The organism is [Clostridium] innocuum, from assembly GCA_012317185.1.
GTDB lineage: Bacteria > Bacillota_I > Bacilli_A > Erysipelotrichales > Erysipelotrichaceae > Clostridium_AQ > Clostridium_AQ innocuum.
Genome location: CP048838.1, coordinates 3361759 through 3378652, shown reverse-complemented (window position 1 = coordinate 3378652; position 16894 = coordinate 3361759). Strand labels below are relative to the sequence as shown.

17 protein-coding genes are annotated in these 16894 nt (G+C 42.8%); 12 read left to right on the top strand and 5 right to left on the bottom strand.

Going from position 1 to position 16894, the window contains the following annotated elements; translation table 11 throughout:
• Positions 1-91: 91 nt before the first annotated feature.
• Entirely contained in the window at positions 92-493 is a 402-nt protein-coding gene (locus tag G4D54_16445) for a hypothetical protein (protein ID QJA03917.1), read from the bottom strand.
• A 568-nt stretch (positions 494-1061) separates the two neighbouring features.
• On the opposite strand from G4D54_16445, the gene G4D54_16440 reads away from it, so the two are divergent.
• The 7 genes from G4D54_16440 to G4D54_16410 all read left to right on the top strand — a co-directional run bounded on the left by G4D54_16440 (position 1062) and on the right by G4D54_16410 (position 8489).
• Positions 1062-2396 (top strand): carbohydrate ABC transporter substrate-binding protein, encoded by a 1335-nt coding sequence (locus tag G4D54_16440; GenBank protein ID QJA03916.1) that lies wholly within the window; start codon positions 1062-1064, stop codon positions 2394-2396.
• Between the two features lie 73 nt (positions 2397-2469).
• On the top strand, positions 2470-3351 hold the full coding sequence (locus G4D54_16435; protein ID QJA03915.1) for a sugar ABC transporter permease: 882 nt from the start codon (positions 2470-2472) through the stop codon (positions 3349-3351).
• Between the two features lie 12 nt (positions 3352-3363).
• Positions 3364-4230: a carbohydrate ABC transporter permease gene (locus G4D54_16430; protein ID QJA03914.1), complete on the top strand. Its 867-nt coding sequence runs from the start codon at positions 3364-3366 to the stop codon at positions 4228-4230.
• Positions 4231-4243: 13 nt separating this feature from the next.
• Positions 4244-6415, top strand: coding sequence for a 1,3-beta-galactosyl-N-acetylhexosamine phosphorylase (gene gnpA / locus G4D54_16425; GenBank protein QJA03913.1), 2172 nt, complete (start codon positions 4244-4246; stop codon positions 6413-6415).
• Entirely contained in the window at positions 6415-6585 is a 171-nt protein-coding gene (locus G4D54_16420) for a hypothetical protein (GenBank protein ID QJA03912.1), read from the top strand. The genes gnpA and G4D54_16420 overlap by 1 nt, the downstream gene beginning before the upstream one ends.
• Positions 6586-6600: 15 nt before the next feature.
• Positions 6601-7692 (top strand): sn-glycerol-3-phosphate ABC transporter ATP-binding protein UgpC, encoded by a 1092-nt coding sequence (ugpC, locus tag G4D54_16415; protein ID QJA03911.1) that lies wholly within the window; start codon positions 6601-6603, stop codon positions 7690-7692.
• Between the two features lie 341 nt (positions 7693-8033).
• A complete protein-coding gene (locus tag G4D54_16410; protein QJA03910.1) occupies positions 8034-8489 on the top strand; it encodes a hypothetical protein in 456 nt (151 codons plus the stop codon).
• 300 nt (positions 8490-8789) lie between these two features.
• Here the strand turns inward: G4D54_16410 and G4D54_16405 are convergent, their stop codons facing one another.
• On the bottom strand, positions 8790-9596 hold the full coding sequence (locus tag G4D54_16405) for a MerR family transcriptional regulator (protein ID QJA03909.1): 807 nt from the start codon (positions 9594-9596) through the stop codon (positions 8790-8792).
• Between the two features lie 188 nt (positions 9597-9784).
• Between G4D54_16405 and G4D54_16400 the strand changes: the two genes are divergently transcribed.
• Positions 9785-10411 carry a GNAT family N-acetyltransferase gene (locus G4D54_16400; GenBank protein QJA03908.1) on the top strand — a complete coding sequence of 209 codons (627 nt, stop codon included), beginning with the start codon at positions 9785-9787 and terminating at the stop codon, positions 10409-10411.
• Between the two features lie 63 nt (positions 10412-10474).
• Here G4D54_16400 and G4D54_16395 read toward each other — a convergent pair whose 3' ends face one another.
• Positions 10475-11269: a MerR family transcriptional regulator gene (locus G4D54_16395; protein ID QJA03907.1), complete on the bottom strand. Its 795-nt coding sequence runs from the start codon at positions 11267-11269 to the stop codon at positions 10475-10477.
• Positions 11270-11332: 63 nt separating this feature from the next.
• Here G4D54_16395 and G4D54_16390 point away from each other — a divergent pair, with 63 nt between their 5' ends.
• The gene (locus G4D54_16390) at positions 11333-12667 is read left to right on the top strand and encodes an MATE family efflux transporter (protein ID QJA03906.1); all 1335 of its coding nucleotides are present in this window, start codon (positions 11333-11335) and stop codon (positions 12665-12667) included.
• A gap of 351 nt (positions 12668-13018) precedes the next feature.
• Here the strand turns inward: G4D54_16390 and G4D54_16385 are convergent, their stop codons facing one another.
• Entirely contained in the window at positions 13019-13837 is an 819-nt protein-coding gene (locus tag G4D54_16385; GenBank protein QJA03905.1) for a sugar phosphate isomerase/epimerase, read from the bottom strand.
• Between the two features lie 13 nt (positions 13838-13850).
• Positions 13851-14606, bottom strand: a complete 756-nt coding sequence (locus tag G4D54_16380; protein QJA03904.1) for a DeoR/GlpR transcriptional regulator — start codon at positions 14604-14606, stop codon at positions 13851-13853.
• A 247-nt stretch (positions 14607-14853) separates the two neighbouring features.
• Between G4D54_16380 and G4D54_16375 the strand changes: the two genes are divergently transcribed.
• From G4D54_16375 to G4D54_16365, 3 genes are read left to right on the top strand one after another with little or no spacing between them, the layout of a single operon-like run.
• Positions 14854-15276 carry a PTS fructose transporter subunit IIA gene (locus tag G4D54_16375; protein ID QJA03903.1) on the top strand — a complete coding sequence of 141 codons (423 nt, stop codon included), beginning with the start codon at positions 14854-14856 and terminating at the stop codon, positions 15274-15276.
• A complete protein-coding gene (locus G4D54_16370; protein ID QJA03902.1) occupies positions 15254-16387 on the top strand; it encodes a 4-hydroxybutyrate dehydrogenase in 1134 nt (377 codons plus the stop codon). Before G4D54_16375 ends, G4D54_16370 begins: the two co-directional genes overlap by 23 nt.
• Positions 16388-16397: 10 nt before the next feature.
• On the top strand, positions 16398-16883 hold the full coding sequence (locus tag G4D54_16365) for a PTS sugar transporter subunit IIB (GenBank protein QJA03901.1): 486 nt from the start codon (positions 16398-16400) through the stop codon (positions 16881-16883).
• The last annotated feature ends 11 nt before the right edge of the window (positions 16884-16894 follow it).

The following is a 16894-nucleotide window of genomic DNA, read 5'->3' as shown; positions in this document are numbered from 1 at the left end:
TGTAACGTTCTTTGTGGCAATTATATGAAAAAACTGGACAAGAAACCTGCAGGTTGAAAAAGGTATCCTCTGCGGATACCGTATGATAATACTATGAAACAGGATGAATTTTTGAAATGGCGCCTTTGATAATATCACAGAGAGTAAAGCCGGCGTACACCATGGTCAATCCCCGAGCAAAGTCACTGACCAGAAGGATGGAGAATACCGGGAGAAGCTGATTTCCGCTGAAAAAGCTGTAAACGTACGAGCCGAGAAGAATGAGGTTTACAAGCTCGATTCCATAGCGTATACGGGGCTGTATCGCTTGATAACAGTGATACAGGAGGAATACGGAGATACCAGTCAGAAGAAAAATACTGCAGAAGACGAGATAGTACTCGGTGAAATCATATGTTTGCATCATGTTCTTATAGGCGGTATGAATAGGATATTGAGATAACAGCATCAGATACGGATATAGAAAATAATAGAGATAGCTGGCGTACTTCATGAAAATCCCTCCTCTCTATCTATAGTATAGCACGATTTTATAGCACGATTTTGACACAAAAATAAAAAATGGAAAAAATGGAAACCGGAGGGTGTGGAATGTCGTGCAGAAAAGCGGCTATGCTTCTGTGCAACCTGCTGACTGTATGTTTTCTGATAAACAATTTGTCACCTGTTTTCTGATTGTTGCCAGCCTGCTCTTTCATCATGTACAGCTATTTTATAAGTACTGACTTCATATACAGCGTCAATAAAAAGGAATTTAATTTATATGTAGTTCTTGTAAATTGGTATTTCTTGTTAAAATTTCTTGTATTTTTGTTTGTATCGAAGAATAACTGTATGAATACTATTTATTTTCTTCGATTTATCTTATATAATGATGGTTGTCTTTGAATGTAAAGAAATGTAAAAAATGTGATTTCTGAAAAGATTTACAGTTTCTTGCATTTTATTGTTTGAAAAACAATATCTATAAAAAACAGAACAATATATGCATTGCATAAAACGCTTACATTCAGTAATATTTAGGTATGGAAAACATATCCAGATGAAGGAGGAAATTCATTATGAAAAAAATGGTAGCACTTGCTTGTGTAGGGTTAATGGCCGCAAGCGTTGTTACAGGCTGCAGCAGCAAGAAGGATGATGCATCTTCTGGCAGTGACGGCGAAAAACGTATCGTTAAATTTGATGCGTTCTCTGGAGGAAACGGTGAAGAAGTTTGGAAGGAAATGGCGAAGGCATTCGAAGCAAAAAATAAAGATGTCAAGATTGAGCTTCGTTTTGAGAAGGACTTACCAGCAGTTCTGAACAAGGAAAACAGCAAAGGGGAATATTCCGATATCGTTTATTACAACCTGGGACAGCAAAGCCAGTTTACAGAAACTCAGCTGAACAGCAAGAAGGTGGAAGACATCTCTGATGTATTCGCAGATGAAAATGTTAAGAAAAACATCAATCCGGATTTCGTAAACAACCCGGTATCTCAGTTCTATGGTGACGGCAAAAACTATCTGGCACCAATCATGTATACACCTGGTGGTTTATATTACAATGCAAACCTGGTTGGCGAAGGAAAGAAATATGAAATTCCTCAGACCTGGGATGATATGTTCAAGCTTGGTGACCAGCTGAAAGAAGAAGGCAAGGTTTCTCTGTTCACGTATGCAACAGCAGGATATCTGGATAACACAATCCTTTCCGTTATTCAGGAAGCCGGCGGACAGGATCTGCTGAGCAAGCTGCTGAACTACGATTCTGAGGCTTGGAAAACAAAAGAAGGTAAGACAGTTACCGATACCATCGGACGTCTTGTAAAAGATTACATGGAACCGAATACGGTTGCAAATGCTAACGTAAAAGACGGATTCACAAAGAACCAGCAGGCTGTTATCGACGGTAAGGCTCTGTTCATGCCAAACGGAAGCTGGGTAGTTGGTGAAATGGAAGCTACAACTCCGAAGGATTTCAAATGGGGTGTAAGCGCAGTGCCTGCACTGACAAAAGACGGAAAGAAAGCCATCACGACCTTTACAGAGCAGTGCTGGATCCCTTCCGAAGCTAAGAACAAAGACGACGCAAAAGCATTCCTGAAATTTATCTATTCTGAGGAAGGCGCAAACATCATGCTGAAATACAACTGTGTTGTACCTGTCAACGGTATCACAGAAAAACTGACAGGCGTTAACAAAGAGCTGTACAATGTATACAATGACGAGAATGTTACTGCAGTTATCGGCGCATTTGCACCATTTGACTCTGCGGCTATCCCTGATGTAGACATGAAGAAGGTATTATGTTTCACAGCTGATGATATCAATACTGGTAAGACTACTGCTGAAAAGTGGAACAGTGAATTAGTGAAAACTTGGAAAACGATTAGTGAGCATCCAGTAAAATAAATTTGTGAGCATGATTTATTGAACTAGCAGTGAGCGAATCGCTCACTGCTTTTTAGAAAAGGAGGGTTAAGTAATGAATAAAAAGAAAGCACAGAGAAGATTTGTCTTTGCCTGTCTGGCACCGGCGGTTATTCTTGTGATTCTCTTTATGGTGATTCCTACCTTCAACGTATTCCGTTACTCTCTGTACGGGAAAACGGGAATCGTCGGCGATGCCCCGTTTGTAGGATTGAACAACTTTAAAATTTTATTTACCGATTCGCGTTTTATTGAATCCATGCAGAACATGATTCTGATCATTGTAATGGTGACGCTGTTTACCGTTGTACTCGCTGTTCTGTTTGCGACCTTGCTGACAAGAGAAGAATTCAAAGGGAAAAACTTCTTCCGTGTCATCTTCTACATTCCTAATATTTTAAGTATTGTTGTTATCGCCGGTATCTTCTCGGCAATTTATGCACCGGATAACGGATTGCTGAACAGTTTTCTTGAAATGATCGGTCTGGGTATGCTGCAGAAGCAATGGATGGGAGATTCCGGTATCATATTATATTCCATTATCTTTGCACTGGTATGGCAGGCAATCGGCTACTATATGGTTATGTATATGGCCAGTATGTCGTCCATTCCGGAAAACCTGTATGAGGCGGCTGCTCTGGAAGGGGCAGGAAAGGTAAAACAGTTCTTCATGATTACGCTTCCACTGATCTGGAACAACATCCGAACAACACTGACCTTCTTCGTTATTTCCACGATCAATCTAAGCTTTATGTTCATTCAGATCAATACGAATGGAGATCTTGGAAGTGAAGTACCGCTGAACTATATGTATAACAAGGCATTCGGAGGAAATTATTCCTATGGTATGGCAATCGGTGTCATCACCTTTATCTTCTCCTTCGCCCTGTCCGGTTTACTGAACAAAATCACAGAACGTGATGTTCTGGAATTCTAGGAGGTGTGAGCTATGAATAAGAAAAAAATGTCCTCTCATGCCTGGTATAAGATATTCGTCTACGTGGCGATGATTGTATTCGCCATCAGCATCATCGTTCCGGTTGCCTGGGTATTTCTGTCCAGTGTGAAATCACAGCTGGATCTGGTTGGCGATCCATGGTCCATGCCGACGCAGTTTCTCTGGAGTAACTTCGTTGATGCGATGGAAAAGGCCCGCATGGGAGAGTATTTCATCAATTCCGTATTTGTCACCGTGCTCGGTCTGATTTTCCTGCTGGTGCTGGCACTGCCTGCATCCTATGTTCTGGCAAGATATCCGTTCAAGGGCAAGAAATTCTTCAATGCCCTGTTTATGGCAGGCCTGTTTGTCAATGTAAACTATATTGTGCTGCCGATTTATCTGATGCTGTTTCAGGCGGATCAACTGCTCGGTGTGGAGGTGTTCCTGAATAATAAGGTCATGCTGGCACTGGTGAATGCAGCGACCAGTCTTCCGTTCACGATTTATCTGCTGAGCGGCTACTTCAAGACGCTGCCGAAGGCGTATGAGGAAGCAGCACTGATTGACGGCTGCGGTTATTTCAAGACAATGACGAAAATCATGATTCCAATGGCCAGACCAAGTATCATTACCGTTATTCTGTTCCAGTTCCTTGCGTTCTGGAATGAGTATATCATGGCGTTTACCTTGATGGATAAGGACAATGCAACGCTGGCTGTCGGATTGAAATTTCTGATGGCGGATCAGCGCTCGCAGGCGAATTACGGTGTCATGTATGCCGGTCTTGTTATCGTTATGGTACCAACTTTGATTCTGTATATCTGTGTACAGAAGAAACTGACCCAGGGCATGAGCCTTGGAGGTCTGAAAGATTAGGAGCAACACGACTATGAAAAAAACATTCGGCAGAGTTACATTGCCAGGAGAAAGCAATTTTCTGGAAGAAACAAAGGATTTGCTGGAGCGCTGGGGTGCGGATGCAATCCGTGACAGCGACGGCACAAAGCTAGATGAAGGAATCCGGAATCTGGATGCGAAGATATATACCACATATTTCGTAGCCAGAGGGCATAATGAATTCGCTGAACAGCACATGGAGGAATGCCAGCAGATTTATCTGATGAGTGCGCATACACTGGCAACCGAAGATGATGTCTGTATTGCATTTGCCAAAGAATACTTCGATCAGCAGGTCACACCGGATTACGACCATGATCCCAAGCAATGGTGGGAGGTTATTGACCGTACCAGTGGGACTGTGATTTCCGCAGATGACTGGGAGCTGGATCAAAAGCAGCATACGGTTATCGTGCATCATGCACAGCCGTTCCATGAATATACGGTCAGCTTTCTTGCCTATATTCTCTGGGATCCGACACAGATGTACAATCATATCACCAATGACTGGGGTGACAAGCCTCATGAAATACCGTTTGATGTACGCAAGCCGTTCAGCAGCGGCTATGTTGTGGAATATTTGAAACACTGGCTGCAGGAGGAAGAGAATAAGCGCTGTGATATTGTGCGCTTTACAACGTTCTTCTATCATTTTACGCTGATTTTCAATAACTATGCGAAGGAAAAATTCGTAGACTGGTGCGGCTATGGTGCCAGTGTATCCACGGAAGCAATATTGGCATTTGAACAGGAAAAGGGCTATCGCCTGCGCCCGGAGGTTTTTATACAAAACGGCTATTATAATTCCACGTTCTGTGTTCCGACAAAGGAATATCAGGAGTATATTGATTTTACACAGCGCTTTGTAAGCGGTAAGGCTAAAGAGCTGGTGGATCTGGTACATGAAGCGGGTAAGGAAGCAATGATGTTTCTCGGTGATAACTGGATCGGTACCGAGCCGTATGGTAAATACTTTTCTTCCATCGGACTGGATGCTGTGGTCGGAAGTGTCGGCGGCGGTGCAACCCTTCGTCTGATTTCCGATATTCCCGGTGTGAAATATCATGAAGGGCGATTCCTTCCGTATTTCTTTCCGGATACCTTTCATGAAGGAAATGATCCGGTAATTGAAGCGGTGGATAACTGGCTGAGTGCCAGACGCGCCATCATGCGCAAGCCGATTGACCGTATCGGTTATGGCGGATATCCAAGCCTTGCCTATAAGTTCCCGAAATTCGTAGAATATATTGAAAAGGTATGTGAGGAATTCCGTCAGATTTACGATATCGTACATGATCAGACACCATACTGCGGGCTGAAGGTGGCCATACTCAATCACTGGGGAGCCTTACGCAGCTGGCATGCCTATATGGTGGCGCATGGTTTGTACTGCAAACAGATTTACTCCTATAACGGGATGCTGGAATCCTTGAGTGGAGCCAGTGTGGATGTTGTCTTTATCAGCTTTGATGAGCTGCTGGAAAATGGTATTCCTGCGGATATTGATGTCATCATCAATGCCGGAGATGCGCATACGGCATTCTCCGGGGGTGATATATGGAAAAATGAGAAGCTGGTGAGCATGCTGCGTGCATGGGTATACAGCGGACATGGCCTTGTAGGAATCGGAGAGCCGACAGCCTGTGAGCATGGCGGGCGTTTCTTCCAGATGGCAGATGCATTCGGTGTGGATAAGGAGCTTGGCTTCACACTGCATACAGATAAATATTTCCATACACCGCAGGACAGGCATTTCATAACAGAGGATGTTGTGGAGCCGCTGGATTTCGGTGAAGGAATGAAGAATATCTATGCGCTGTATGAGGATACGGAAATCATCGCATATAACGATGGCGAAGTGAACATGGCAGCCCATGCGTATGGAAAAGGACGCTGTGTATATATTGCAGGACTTCCATACAGCACCCAGAATACGAGAATCCTGCTGCGTGCCCTCTATTATGCGGCATGCAAGGAGGAAGCCTTCAAGAAATGGTATGCGGACAACCTGTATTGTGAGGTTCACGCATATCCGCAGTCAAAGCAGTATGCGATTTTGAATAATACAAATGAAATCCAGGAAAGTGGTGTGTATGACGGAGAAGGTAACTGCAAACATGTCACACTGCAGCCTGGGGAAATACGATGGATGGTGATGAAATAATGGAAACCAATATTGTGAAGAATATCATCATGGCAGTTTTGTTCTTTGTGTTCCTTGGCATGATCGTCATCGGACAGAAAACCGTTGGTTTGGGAAATCTGGGATTGGAGATTGCCGGACTGGCCGGACTGCTCGCAGAGCTGTATGTATACAATCGAAAGTACAAATAAGAAGGAGGAAGTAAAATGGCAGATTTATCATTAAGACATATAGATAAGATCTATGATAATAATGTACAGGCCGTTTTTGATTTCAATCTGGAAATCAAGGATAAGGAGTTCATTGTATTCGTAGGTCCGTCCGGATGTGGAAAATCAACAACTCTGCGTATGATTGCAGGACTGGAGGATATCTCCGCCGGGGAATTTTATATCGATGGCAAGCTGATGAATGATGTAGAACCAAAGGATCGTGACATTGCCATGGTCTTCCAGTCCTACGCATTGTATCCGCATATGAGTGTTTATGATAATATGGCGTTTGGTCTGAAGCTGAAAAAGACGCCGAAGGAAGAGATCGACAAGCGTGTACGGGAAGCTGCCCGTATACTGGAAATTGAAGACTATCTGGATCGTAAGCCGAAAGCATTATCCGGCGGTCAGCGTCAGCGTGTTGCGCTGGGGCGTGCCATCGTCCGCAATGCGAAGGTTTTCCTGATGGATGAACCACTGTCAAATCTGGATGCGAAGCTGCGTGTACAGATGAGAAGTGAAATCATCAAGCTGCATGAGCGCATCAATGCGACAACGATTTATGTAACTCATGATCAGACAGAGGCGATGACCATGGCGGATCGCATTGTTGTGATGAAGGCCGGTTATATCCAGCAGATCGGTACACCAAAGGAAATTTACAACAATCCGAAGAATATGTTTGTTGCAGGATTCCTGGGGGCACCTGCGACCAACTTCCTGCAGGGAACCTATCAGGGAAATGCGTTTATCTGTAACGATCAGCGCATCGAAATGCCGGATATGTTCCACGAGGCTATGAAGCCGTATGACGGCAAAGAGGTTGTCATGGGTATCCGTCCGGAGGATCTGCATGGTGAAGGCATTGTTGCGGATACCTATCCTACCTCACATTTCATGTTCGATGTTGAGGTCAGTGAACTGCTCGGTCATGAGTTTATCCTGCACGGACGCTTTGGAAAACAGCGTCTGGAGGCAAAGGTAGCGGCCCGCATTGAAGCAAGACCGCATGAGGATATCGAGCTGGCTATGGATCTTAGCAAGGTTCATTTCTTCGATAAGGAAACAGAAGAAACAATTATTTAGGTTCTTTCATCCCTTACGGGGTGCAGGCATTCCACATAGACGCCGTTCAGTGCAATTGTCCCTCCTCTTTCAGATACGTTGTACGGTGAAGCCTCCATATCATGCAGTATCTGGCAGCCGGATATCGTATGGTATGGCAGTGTATGGGAATGTATAAAGAATAGGAAAGAAAGATGCTTTCTTTCCTTATGGAAAGGAAATCGCTGCAAGACCGGTATTTCATCACAGGTATCGGTCTTTTTTTTAGTTTTCCACCAAATGTGGAAAACAATGTGGAAAAGTGGAAAACTACTTTATAGGCAGTATATATCGTGGTATTCTAATAGAAAGAAGGTGATGATGTGGAAAAGCTACCCCCGATAGCAAAGGTATATGAGGCATACAGTGCATTGGCAGATGACCGTATTGTAGTGAAGGAGCAGGAGGCGCTTGTTGACAGCAGCGATTATGCAAAGACGTATACTGTCAGATTTCATGATGATGAGGTTTCAAGCAATGACAATGCGACCGTTTGGCAGCATTATCCAGGCTATCCTATTCTGGCAGTATGGATGAAGCTGGGAATTCTTTCTGTAAACTGGAATATTCTACCTGCCTTTGCCGGAATCAACTGGAAAAAACGCAACACTGAGCATAAAAACCGTTATGAGGAAGTCATAGAAGAGTTCCTTTCGGAATGTGAAGAGCAGGGCTATGCTTGCGAGGATATACGCAGCTGTATGCAGGAAACACTGGAAGCAGTTGCTAAGCTTCCTTATACGATAAAGGGCAACAGAGCCCCTATGATACGTAAATGAATGAAAACAGCAGCCGGTACATGACTGCTGTTTTTCTTTGTGATAACTTCAAAATTTGTATAGCGATGAAACTGCGCTAAATCGGATGAGATATCCAGTATTCGACATAGTAAAAAAACAGCTGTTTCAGTTATCCTCATTCATAGGAAAGAACTACTTTTTCATTCGGAAGCATAGCAGCAGAAACAATATGACAAGAACACCGTAAAAGATTGATCATAATGCTAGAAGGAGTATCTCGACAAATTCATTCGACACTTCCTTTTCCTATTCAGTGTATAGTGTACAGTAGGTGGAAAGTCAAGCATTGTCTGCTTTCATCATGATTTTTGTCACATAAGAATCCATTGAGGAAATCGCAAATTCATTTAGACCGATTTCCCATGCAGGACCCGACAGCATGATTTCATGCTGTTCTGCATAGGTACACATAACCTCATACAGCTGCGGGATTTGCTGCCAGTCACCTTTTGCATATCCGCATAAATAGGCTCCCTCTGGAATAACCATAGTATCCGTATCCGGAAGAATTGCTGTGGTGAACAAACCGTCATAGCTGTCCAGGTTTCTATTTTGCACCTTATCAAGGGATAGAAAACAGCCCATATTCAAATCACGCAGCTGCTGTGCGCCGAAGGCATTCATCATATGATGAAACAAAACGGCAATGGAGGCATCGCCATCAGGATAGGGAATCGTTGATACTGTACATTCATTTTGTTTCTCTAAACGGATTTCAAGATTCTCTACGCTTTCACAAAGGAGCAGCTGTTCCTTTCTTCTCTGTAAGGAATCCGCAGTCATTTGCAGCCTTTGAATTTCCTTTTCAATTTCGGTAAGCTTGGTATCGGCAATTTTCAAAAAGCCGGCACTGCTTGGGTTACTTTCATATTCCTTGATTTCTTCAATACTCATATGGAGGTCTTTCAGCATGCGGATATATTCAAACTCCATGCTTTGTCGGTAATCGTAATAGCGATATCCGTTCTCACCTTTGAAGGCAGGTGAAAACAATCCTATCTCATCATAGTAATGCAGTGTCCGTTTGTTCAGACCATGCAGCTTCGCAAATTGTGCAGTTGTCATTTTCCATGGCGGCAGCTTCATACAATTCCTCCTTCAGTATCCGATATGTAACAGAATTGAATCCGGAAATAGTTTTAGCGATAAAAAGGGGATACTGGCCGTCCCAATATTAGGGAAATCGGCATGTTTCTTCTTGACTTTACAGTTACTGGATACTTTAAGATGATTATACACCTGATAGAATGAAGAATAAAGGAGAAGTGAACATCATGAACAAAACGGTCGTTATTCGTAGATTTTACAAGGAGGATGCACCTGCTCTGGAGGATGTGATACGCAAAACCTGGAAATATGATGCATTCTGTTCTTCCGATACAGCAGCCAGACTCGCACATGTATATTTGTACTCCTGTCTTGCCAATCAAACCTTCACTGCCGTGGCAATCGTTGACGGAAAGCCCTGTGGTATCATTATGGCAAAACATATACAGAAGCACCGCTGTCCGTTTTCCCTAAAGCTGCAAAGCCTTCTTGCTATCGTGCGTTTGCTTATAAAAAGAGAAGGCAGAGAAATCTGTTCCTTTTACGGTAAGATTCGTAATGTTGATCAGGAGCTGTTAGACGGTAGCGGGCAAACCTATGGAGGAGAATTGTCATTCTTCGTCCTGGATGAAGCTGTGCGTGGTCTGGGAATCGGCAAACAGCTCTATGCAGCTGCGCTTACTTATATGCGTCAGGAGAATATTCAAAGCTTTTATCTTTACACAGACATTAGCTGTAATTACGGCTTTTATGAGCACCGTGGAATGCAGCGAAGAGGAGAAACAGAGATGGTTGTGAAGCTGGCCGGACAACAGGCACTGATGAAGTTCTTCCTGTATGACGTCACCTGCTAAAGGAAAAGAAGATAAGAAAAGCCGTACAAAGCTGTGTGCCCTGTACGGTTTTATAACAATAATCTATATATTCTCCAATTCGATTTGCAGCTGCGTGATGTATTCCTCCTGCACATGGGTCTCATGCGTATCAATAACAAAGAATTCCATAATATGGCGTCCAATGGCATATCCGTTTTCATCACAGTATTTCAGCATCCTTTTTAAATGCTCATGCGCTTTATCGCGTGCACCCTGATAATATAGATTCAAATAGGTTCCGGCAGGCAGTGTGAATTCCCAGTCCTGCAGGGATTCCCCCGCAATGAAAACAGAGGAAGCGTGAATATGTTCACGATCGGATACATCCAGAAAGAAGCCGGTATTAAAATTCGCAATCGTATAAATGTTTTTTTCGTATTCCTTTGATAGCTTCATCAGCTGATATTCCACATCATCATGAACAGTATCTGTTTTTAAGGCTACACATTTGCGCTGAGGCAGGCGCATCAGCTCTATCACCTCCATCTGCAGCTGCTGACACGCTTTTAAAGACGCCTTGCGATGCAGAATATCGACCTTTAGCTGATAAAGCTCCTGAATCTTCTGATTGATGATGCGCTCCTCTTCCTCCATGAAGGAAAGACTGTTGGCGATGGTTCGGTTCTCCAGATAGTCCTGAATACTTTTCATGGAAAACCCCAGATTACGAAGATCGCGAATTACATTCAGACGATGAATATCACTGGTGGTATACTGGCGGTAGTTGTTTTTGTCCCGCATGGGATGAAGAATACCGAGCTCTTCATAATAACGCAGGGAATCCTGTCCGATGTTGTATAATTTTGAAATTTCATTGATTTTATAGTATGTTTTCATATTTACCTCTTGACTCTGGTATTATACCAGGGTTTATGATATCTATGCAAGTGAGGTTATAATATGAATCATAAAAAGCAGTTTTTTAAATTTGTAATTCCCAGCGTGGTATCCATGCTGGTCTTCAATCTGTATACGATGGTGGACGGTATTTACGTAGCCCGTTTTGTTGGCGAGCATGCACTTTCCGCAGTGAATATCTCCATGCCGTATGTCAATTTCATCTTTGCATTTTCCATTCTCTTCTCTGTTGGAACGAGTACGGTTGTAGCCATCTTCCGTGGAGAAAACAATATGAAAAGCGCAAATGAAACATTCACGAGGAACACGATTTTTCTGACCGTCTGTGCCTTGATCATCACTTTGCTGGCGCTGGTATTTCAAAATGAACTTGCCCTGTTTCTGGGAGCCAGTGAAGTAACATTGCCCTATGTGCATGATTATCTTGGCGTGCTGATCTGGTTTACGTTTTTCTTTATCGTATCTTATTCCATGGAGGTGCTTGTCAAAACGGATGGATTCCCAAAGCTGGCAACTGCGGCTGTATCGGTTGGTGCGGTGATGAATATCGTCATGGACTATGTGCTGGTCGTGCATGTGGGGATGGGGATTCGGGGAGCGGCGATTGCGACCGGTCTGTCCCAGGTTTTGACATTTACCGTGTTTACCATTCATTTTCTTGGAAAAAGAGGGACGATTCACTGGTGTAAAACAACGATGGACTTATCGGTTTACAAGCGTATTATTCCCATCGGGACTGCGGATTTTATCACCGAGCTGTCTGCCGGTACGATTATTTTTCTGTTCAACCATGCAATTTTAAAGCATATCGGAGATAACGGAGTGGTGACCTATACTGTTATCACGTATATCTACAATATTGTCATGATGACCTTTACGGGAATATCACAGGGGATGCAGCCACTGGTCAGCTTTTACCGAGGGCGCCGGGAGGAAAACACCTGCCGTTTATTCCTGCGCTATGCCCTGTACTCCACGTTTGCGATGTCAATGCTGGCGCTGGCAATCTGTCTGTTTATGACACCGGCTCTTGTTTCGATTTTTATTGATGCATCACGAGCCGAGTTGTTCACCTATACCGTTCATGCCTTTCGAATTTATTCTCTGTGCTATCTGGTAATTGGCTACAATATCGTATGCAGCGGTTATTTTGCGGCTGTGGAGAAAAGCGGCTATTCCTTTGCCATATCGCTGCTGCGCGGCTTTGTGCTGATCGCGGCATCTATATGGATTATGGGAGAGCTGTTTCAGGGTGAAGGAATCTGGTATGCAACGCTTGTATGTGAAAGCAGTACACTGGTGGTCAGTATATGGTGTATGCTGCGCAGCCAGAAAAAGGCACAGATACATGGGGAACAGGCACTGCAACAGATATAGGAAGGATTTGAAAGTCAGAAATAGCCTTCGCACAGGCTATTCGCAGTTAACCCTGCAATATTCTAAAAAAACAGCTTCCTACCAGTTATGAGCAAAAAAGGGTATTCCAGCCGATTGACAATAGAGCGGAATACCCTTTTTTTATATATATCTGAATTGCTATGTAAATCATTCTTTTTCTTTCTTCGTTTTACAGCACTGCACAGACACAATATCCTCTGATCGCTTTACCACCTTATAAGTATACATTTCTTGCTGTGCTTGACTCTTCGTAGAAATTGACGCATACGGTATTCATATTTCATCAGAGAATGAAAAAAAATTTAGGAACCTAGAAAAAGGTGAGCTCTATCAAAGAGAAGGTGTACGGGATAATGGATGTTTGATTTCTGCCTCGTATAACGCCTCCCTTATAATAGATACCGAGGCAGCCCCTGTTTCTGGGAAATCCGCATCAAAGGCTTCCACGGAAATCGTGTTATCATATCCCACGGATTGCAGAAATACACAGAGATCTTTTACATAGGGTAAATCCTTTTCAAATAAGAAATATCGTTGCAGTCCTTGATCCCAAGAATTGATATGAACGTGTCTTATCTCATCAAAGCACATGCGGCTGTCTGCATACTGTTCACCGGTGTTTATCGCATGATATACATCATATACCAGCTTCAGATTTGGTGAATGGATATGCTTTACAGTTTGATAGCACTCCTGCGTATGATTACCAAAATTACATTCTTTCGGATGCAGCGCTTCATACAATATCGTGATATCATAGGAGTTTGCTTTCCTAGCCGCCGTATATAGAAAATATTCCATTTCCCGTGTTGCAAGCCCATAATCATACTCCGATGGTATCATTCTGGCTTTTGGGGCGCCGATACCGATGTTTTTTATATGAAGCTGTGAGGCTCTTTCCAATAATATATCCAAATAAGCACTCCAGACCTCCTCCTGTGCGGATGGGCCAATCAAAGGCATCTGCTCATCTGCAAAAGCACTGAAGCCCAATACCGGAATACCCGGATGCAAAATTTCCTTACGTTTTAGTTTCCATAGCTCCGTATCCATTTTCATAATTTCTTTTGCGGATAATTCAACATAATCGTATCCGAATTCCTTTGCCAGGGGTATGTCCTTTGTGGCAATACAGCAGCCTATGTTCATACGGTGCTCCTCCTTATGCAATGATGAGCTGTGTGCTGTCAGCTGCGCAGTATTCTACAAAATGCTTTGGTACAGATCCGGATGTGATAATTTTATCGAAGTCCTCGATATTGGCGAAGGTTCTTAAGGAAGTTCGATCAAATTTGGATGAATCGGTCAGTAGAAAATTCTCCTGACTTCTTTTCATCATGCTTGTTTTAATAATTGTTTCCGCATTATCCGGATTTGTAGCACCACCCTGTATGGTTAATCCGGTTGTGGCCAGAAAAGCTTTATTTACATTTAAAGAATTCAGATAATCCCAGTCATACACGTTTATGAGGGAACAGGAAGAATGCTTCAATCTTGATCCTACAACAATCAAGTCCCAGTTCACGACCTCGATCACCTTTGTAATAACATAGATGTTGTTTGTAACGATTGTTAAATGAAAATCCCTGTGCAGATAGTCTGTTAACAAGGAAGTGGTGGATCCTGAATCAATATACAGCAGGTCATTATCATTCACCAGTGCTGCAGCGTATTTCGCAATTCTTTGCTTTTCCTCGATATGTGAGGCGATTCTGCTTTGAAAGGTGCTGTCCTTTTTCCTAGCCAGGCTGACGCCGCCATAAAATTTCTTAACCAGGTTTTCCTCTGCTAATTCATTGATATCTCTTCGTGCAGTATTCATCGATATAGCAAATTTATCAGCTATATCCTTTAATGTTCGGTAATCTGTATCACTTAAATACTCTATAATCTCTTTTTTTCTTTGGTTGTTTATCATATGCAATCCTTCCCTCCAGCTTATAGATGATATAAATTTATGCATTTGCTGAGTATATTATATCAAACTGATATGAAAATAACAACAATTTACCTATAAAATAACCAAATTTAAACTTCATATCACCAATTTATCCAAAATATGAAAATAAAAAATAACAAAAATAACAATAAAATACTAAAAATATGTTGAAATTGTTGTTAAGTTGTGGTTATATAGATGTATAAAGTGGACGAGAGGTGATGAAATGAAAAGGATTTTATTAACGTCGCATGGCAGATTAGCTTCCGGATTAAAGGATACCTTGGAGTTTTTCCTGGGACAATCAGACATGATTGCTGCGGTAGATGCTTATGTAGACACTTCCAGTGATTATCTGCAACAGCTCCAGAGGTTTGTGGATTCTGCAGAAGTGGGGGAAGCGATCATATTCACGGATATCTATGGAGGAAGTGTGAATCAGCAGGTTAGTGCAATGGTAATGGAAAGCGGAAAGGATATTCCGATTGTTACCGGTATGAATCTGCCGATTGTTTTATCAGCGGCTATGACCGATGATTGTTTAACTGCTGAACGGATGGAAAGCATGCTGAAGGAATGTCAGTTACAGCTTGTGAAGATGTCCTCATGCGAGTCAAAGGAAGGTGATGAGGATGAATTCTTCGCATGAGACAAAGCTGCATCGGCTTTTTCGTATGAAAGGGGAAATCTATCAGGAAGCTGATCTGAACATCTGTTTGAAGAACTTAAAGCTGCAGGAAACTGATTTGGTAATCACGAGTAATTCCCAGATGAAAAAAATCAAAGAGACAAATGCATTGGGAAAGGCTGTTCTTCTGAATATGGATGCATACGGTACGAAGGAGCCCAAAGAGGAATGGGTAGATGACATATTAAAAGTAGCAAATGCGTATCCATACAAGCGTATAATCGCAATCGGCGGTGGTACTGTGATTGATGTTTCAAAGCTTTGTGTATTCGGTGATGGCCGATCCGTACAGGAATTGTACAGCGATAAAAGAGAAGTACGTAAAACGCGGGAGCTGATTGCTTTGCCGACAACCTGTGGAACCGGAAGTGAGGTAACCAATGTTTCCGTTGTGGAATTTCCTTCCCTGCACAGTAAGCTTGGTCTGCAGATGGATGCACTGTTCCCGGACAAAGCGATTCTGATTGGAGAACTGCTGACCTCGCTGCCGTATAAGACATTTGCACTCACATCCATCGATGCATTGGCACATGCGATTGAGGCTTTGCTTTCACCCAAGGCAAACCCCTATACAGATATGTATGCTAGAAGTGCGATTTCAGGTATTGTGGAAAATCTGCAGGAGACACGAAAAACAAAGAAGCTCCCTCAGGATATGCAGAAAAGTCTGATTTGTGCCAATATGGCGGGAGTCGCTTTCAGTATAGCGGGATGTGCCACCATGCATGCACTGTCCTTTCCTTTGGGTGCGAACTGTCAGCTTGCCCATGGAGAAGCAGTCTATGCCGTATTTGCACAGACTCTGCAATACTATCAAAAAAAGAATATACCATTATACAAGCTTGAAAATGCTTTAAAGGATCTGCCAGCAGATATTTCTTCTGTTTCAGGACTACAAAAGTTGTTATCTGAAATCTATCCATGTCCGGATTTCAAAGCATTGGGGATCGATGAGGGGATTTGTGACACATGGGCAGTCAGCGTGTATGAAAAGCAACAGCGGCTGCTTGTCAATTCACCCTGCGTATTAAACAGCAATGATTTAGCAGCGATTTATAAAAGCTGCATCTAAGGAGGAACGTATGATAATTCAAATTCGAGTAGATGATCGTTTGATTCATGGGCAGATAGCAGTCGTATGGTCAAAGCATTTCGCTACCAATCATCTGGTAGTGGCAAATGATCAGGCGGCAAAAAACGAGGTACAGCAGATGACATTGAAAATGGCAACTCCAAATGGCGTGAAGGTTTTGATTCGCAGTGTTGATGATGCCATCAAGGTGTTTAATAATCCCAAATCTGAGACTGTTAAGATGTTTGTCTTAACCAATAGTATTCAGGATGCTTTGAAAATCGCTACCAATTGCAAGGTGGAATCGATAAATGTAGCGAATGTCGGGCGCTTTGAAGCAGCATCGGAAAAGAAGCAGCTGAATGCGGATGTCGGCTGTACACCAAAGGAATTGGAAGCATTGAAAGAAATCGCCAAGCTTGATATGGAAACCATTCACTGGGTTATACCGACAAATCCTAAAATCAGTGTGAAAAAGCTGCTGGAAAACAATTAAAGGAGGGAATT

Coding starts and splice junctions, on each gene's coding strand:
- G4D54_16370 (QJA03902.1), top strand. CDS start 15,254: ATGAGGATGAATTCTTCGCATGAGACAAAGCTGCATCGGCTTTTTCGT.
- G4D54_16395 (QJA03907.1), bottom strand. CDS start 11,269: ATGAAAACATACTATAAAATCAATGAAATTTCAAAATTATACAACATC.
- G4D54_16420 (QJA03912.1), top strand. CDS start 6,415: ATGGAAACCAATATTGTGAAGAATATCATCATGGCAGTTTTGTTCTTT.
- G4D54_16440 (QJA03916.1), top strand. CDS start 1,062: ATGAAAAAAATGGTAGCACTTGCTTGTGTAGGGTTAATGGCCGCAAGC.
- ugpC (QJA03911.1), top strand. CDS start 6,601: ATGGCAGATTTATCATTAAGACATATAGATAAGATCTATGATAATAAT.
- G4D54_16405 (QJA03909.1), bottom strand. CDS start 9,596: ATGAAGCTGCCGCCATGGAAAATGACAACTGCACAATTTGCGAAGCTG.
- G4D54_16375 (QJA03903.1), top strand. CDS start 14,854: ATGAAAAGGATTTTATTAACGTCGCATGGCAGATTAGCTTCCGGATTA.
- G4D54_16430 (QJA03914.1), top strand. CDS start 3,364: ATGAATAAGAAAAAAATGTCCTCTCATGCCTGGTATAAGATATTCGTC.
- G4D54_16385 (QJA03905.1), bottom strand. CDS start 13,837: ATGAACATAGGCTGCTGTATTGCCACAAAGGACATACCCCTGGCAAAG.
- G4D54_16435 (QJA03915.1), top strand. CDS start 2,470: ATGAATAAAAAGAAAGCACAGAGAAGATTTGTCTTTGCCTGTCTGGCA.
- G4D54_16445 (QJA03917.1), bottom strand. CDS start 493: ATGAAGTACGCCAGCTATCTCTATTATTTTCTATATCCGTATCTGATG.
- G4D54_16390 (QJA03906.1), top strand. CDS start 11,333: ATGAATCATAAAAAGCAGTTTTTTAAATTTGTAATTCCCAGCGTGGTA.
- G4D54_16380 (QJA03904.1), bottom strand. CDS start 14,606: ATGATAAACAACCAAAGAAAAAAAGAGATTATAGAGTATTTAAGTGAT.
- G4D54_16365 (QJA03901.1), top strand. CDS start 16,398: ATGATAATTCAAATTCGAGTAGATGATCGTTTGATTCATGGGCAGATA.
- gnpA (QJA03913.1), top strand. CDS start 4,244: ATGAAAAAAACATTCGGCAGAGTTACATTGCCAGGAGAAAGCAATTTT.
- G4D54_16400 (QJA03908.1), top strand. CDS start 9,785: ATGAACAAAACGGTCGTTATTCGTAGATTTTACAAGGAGGATGCACCT.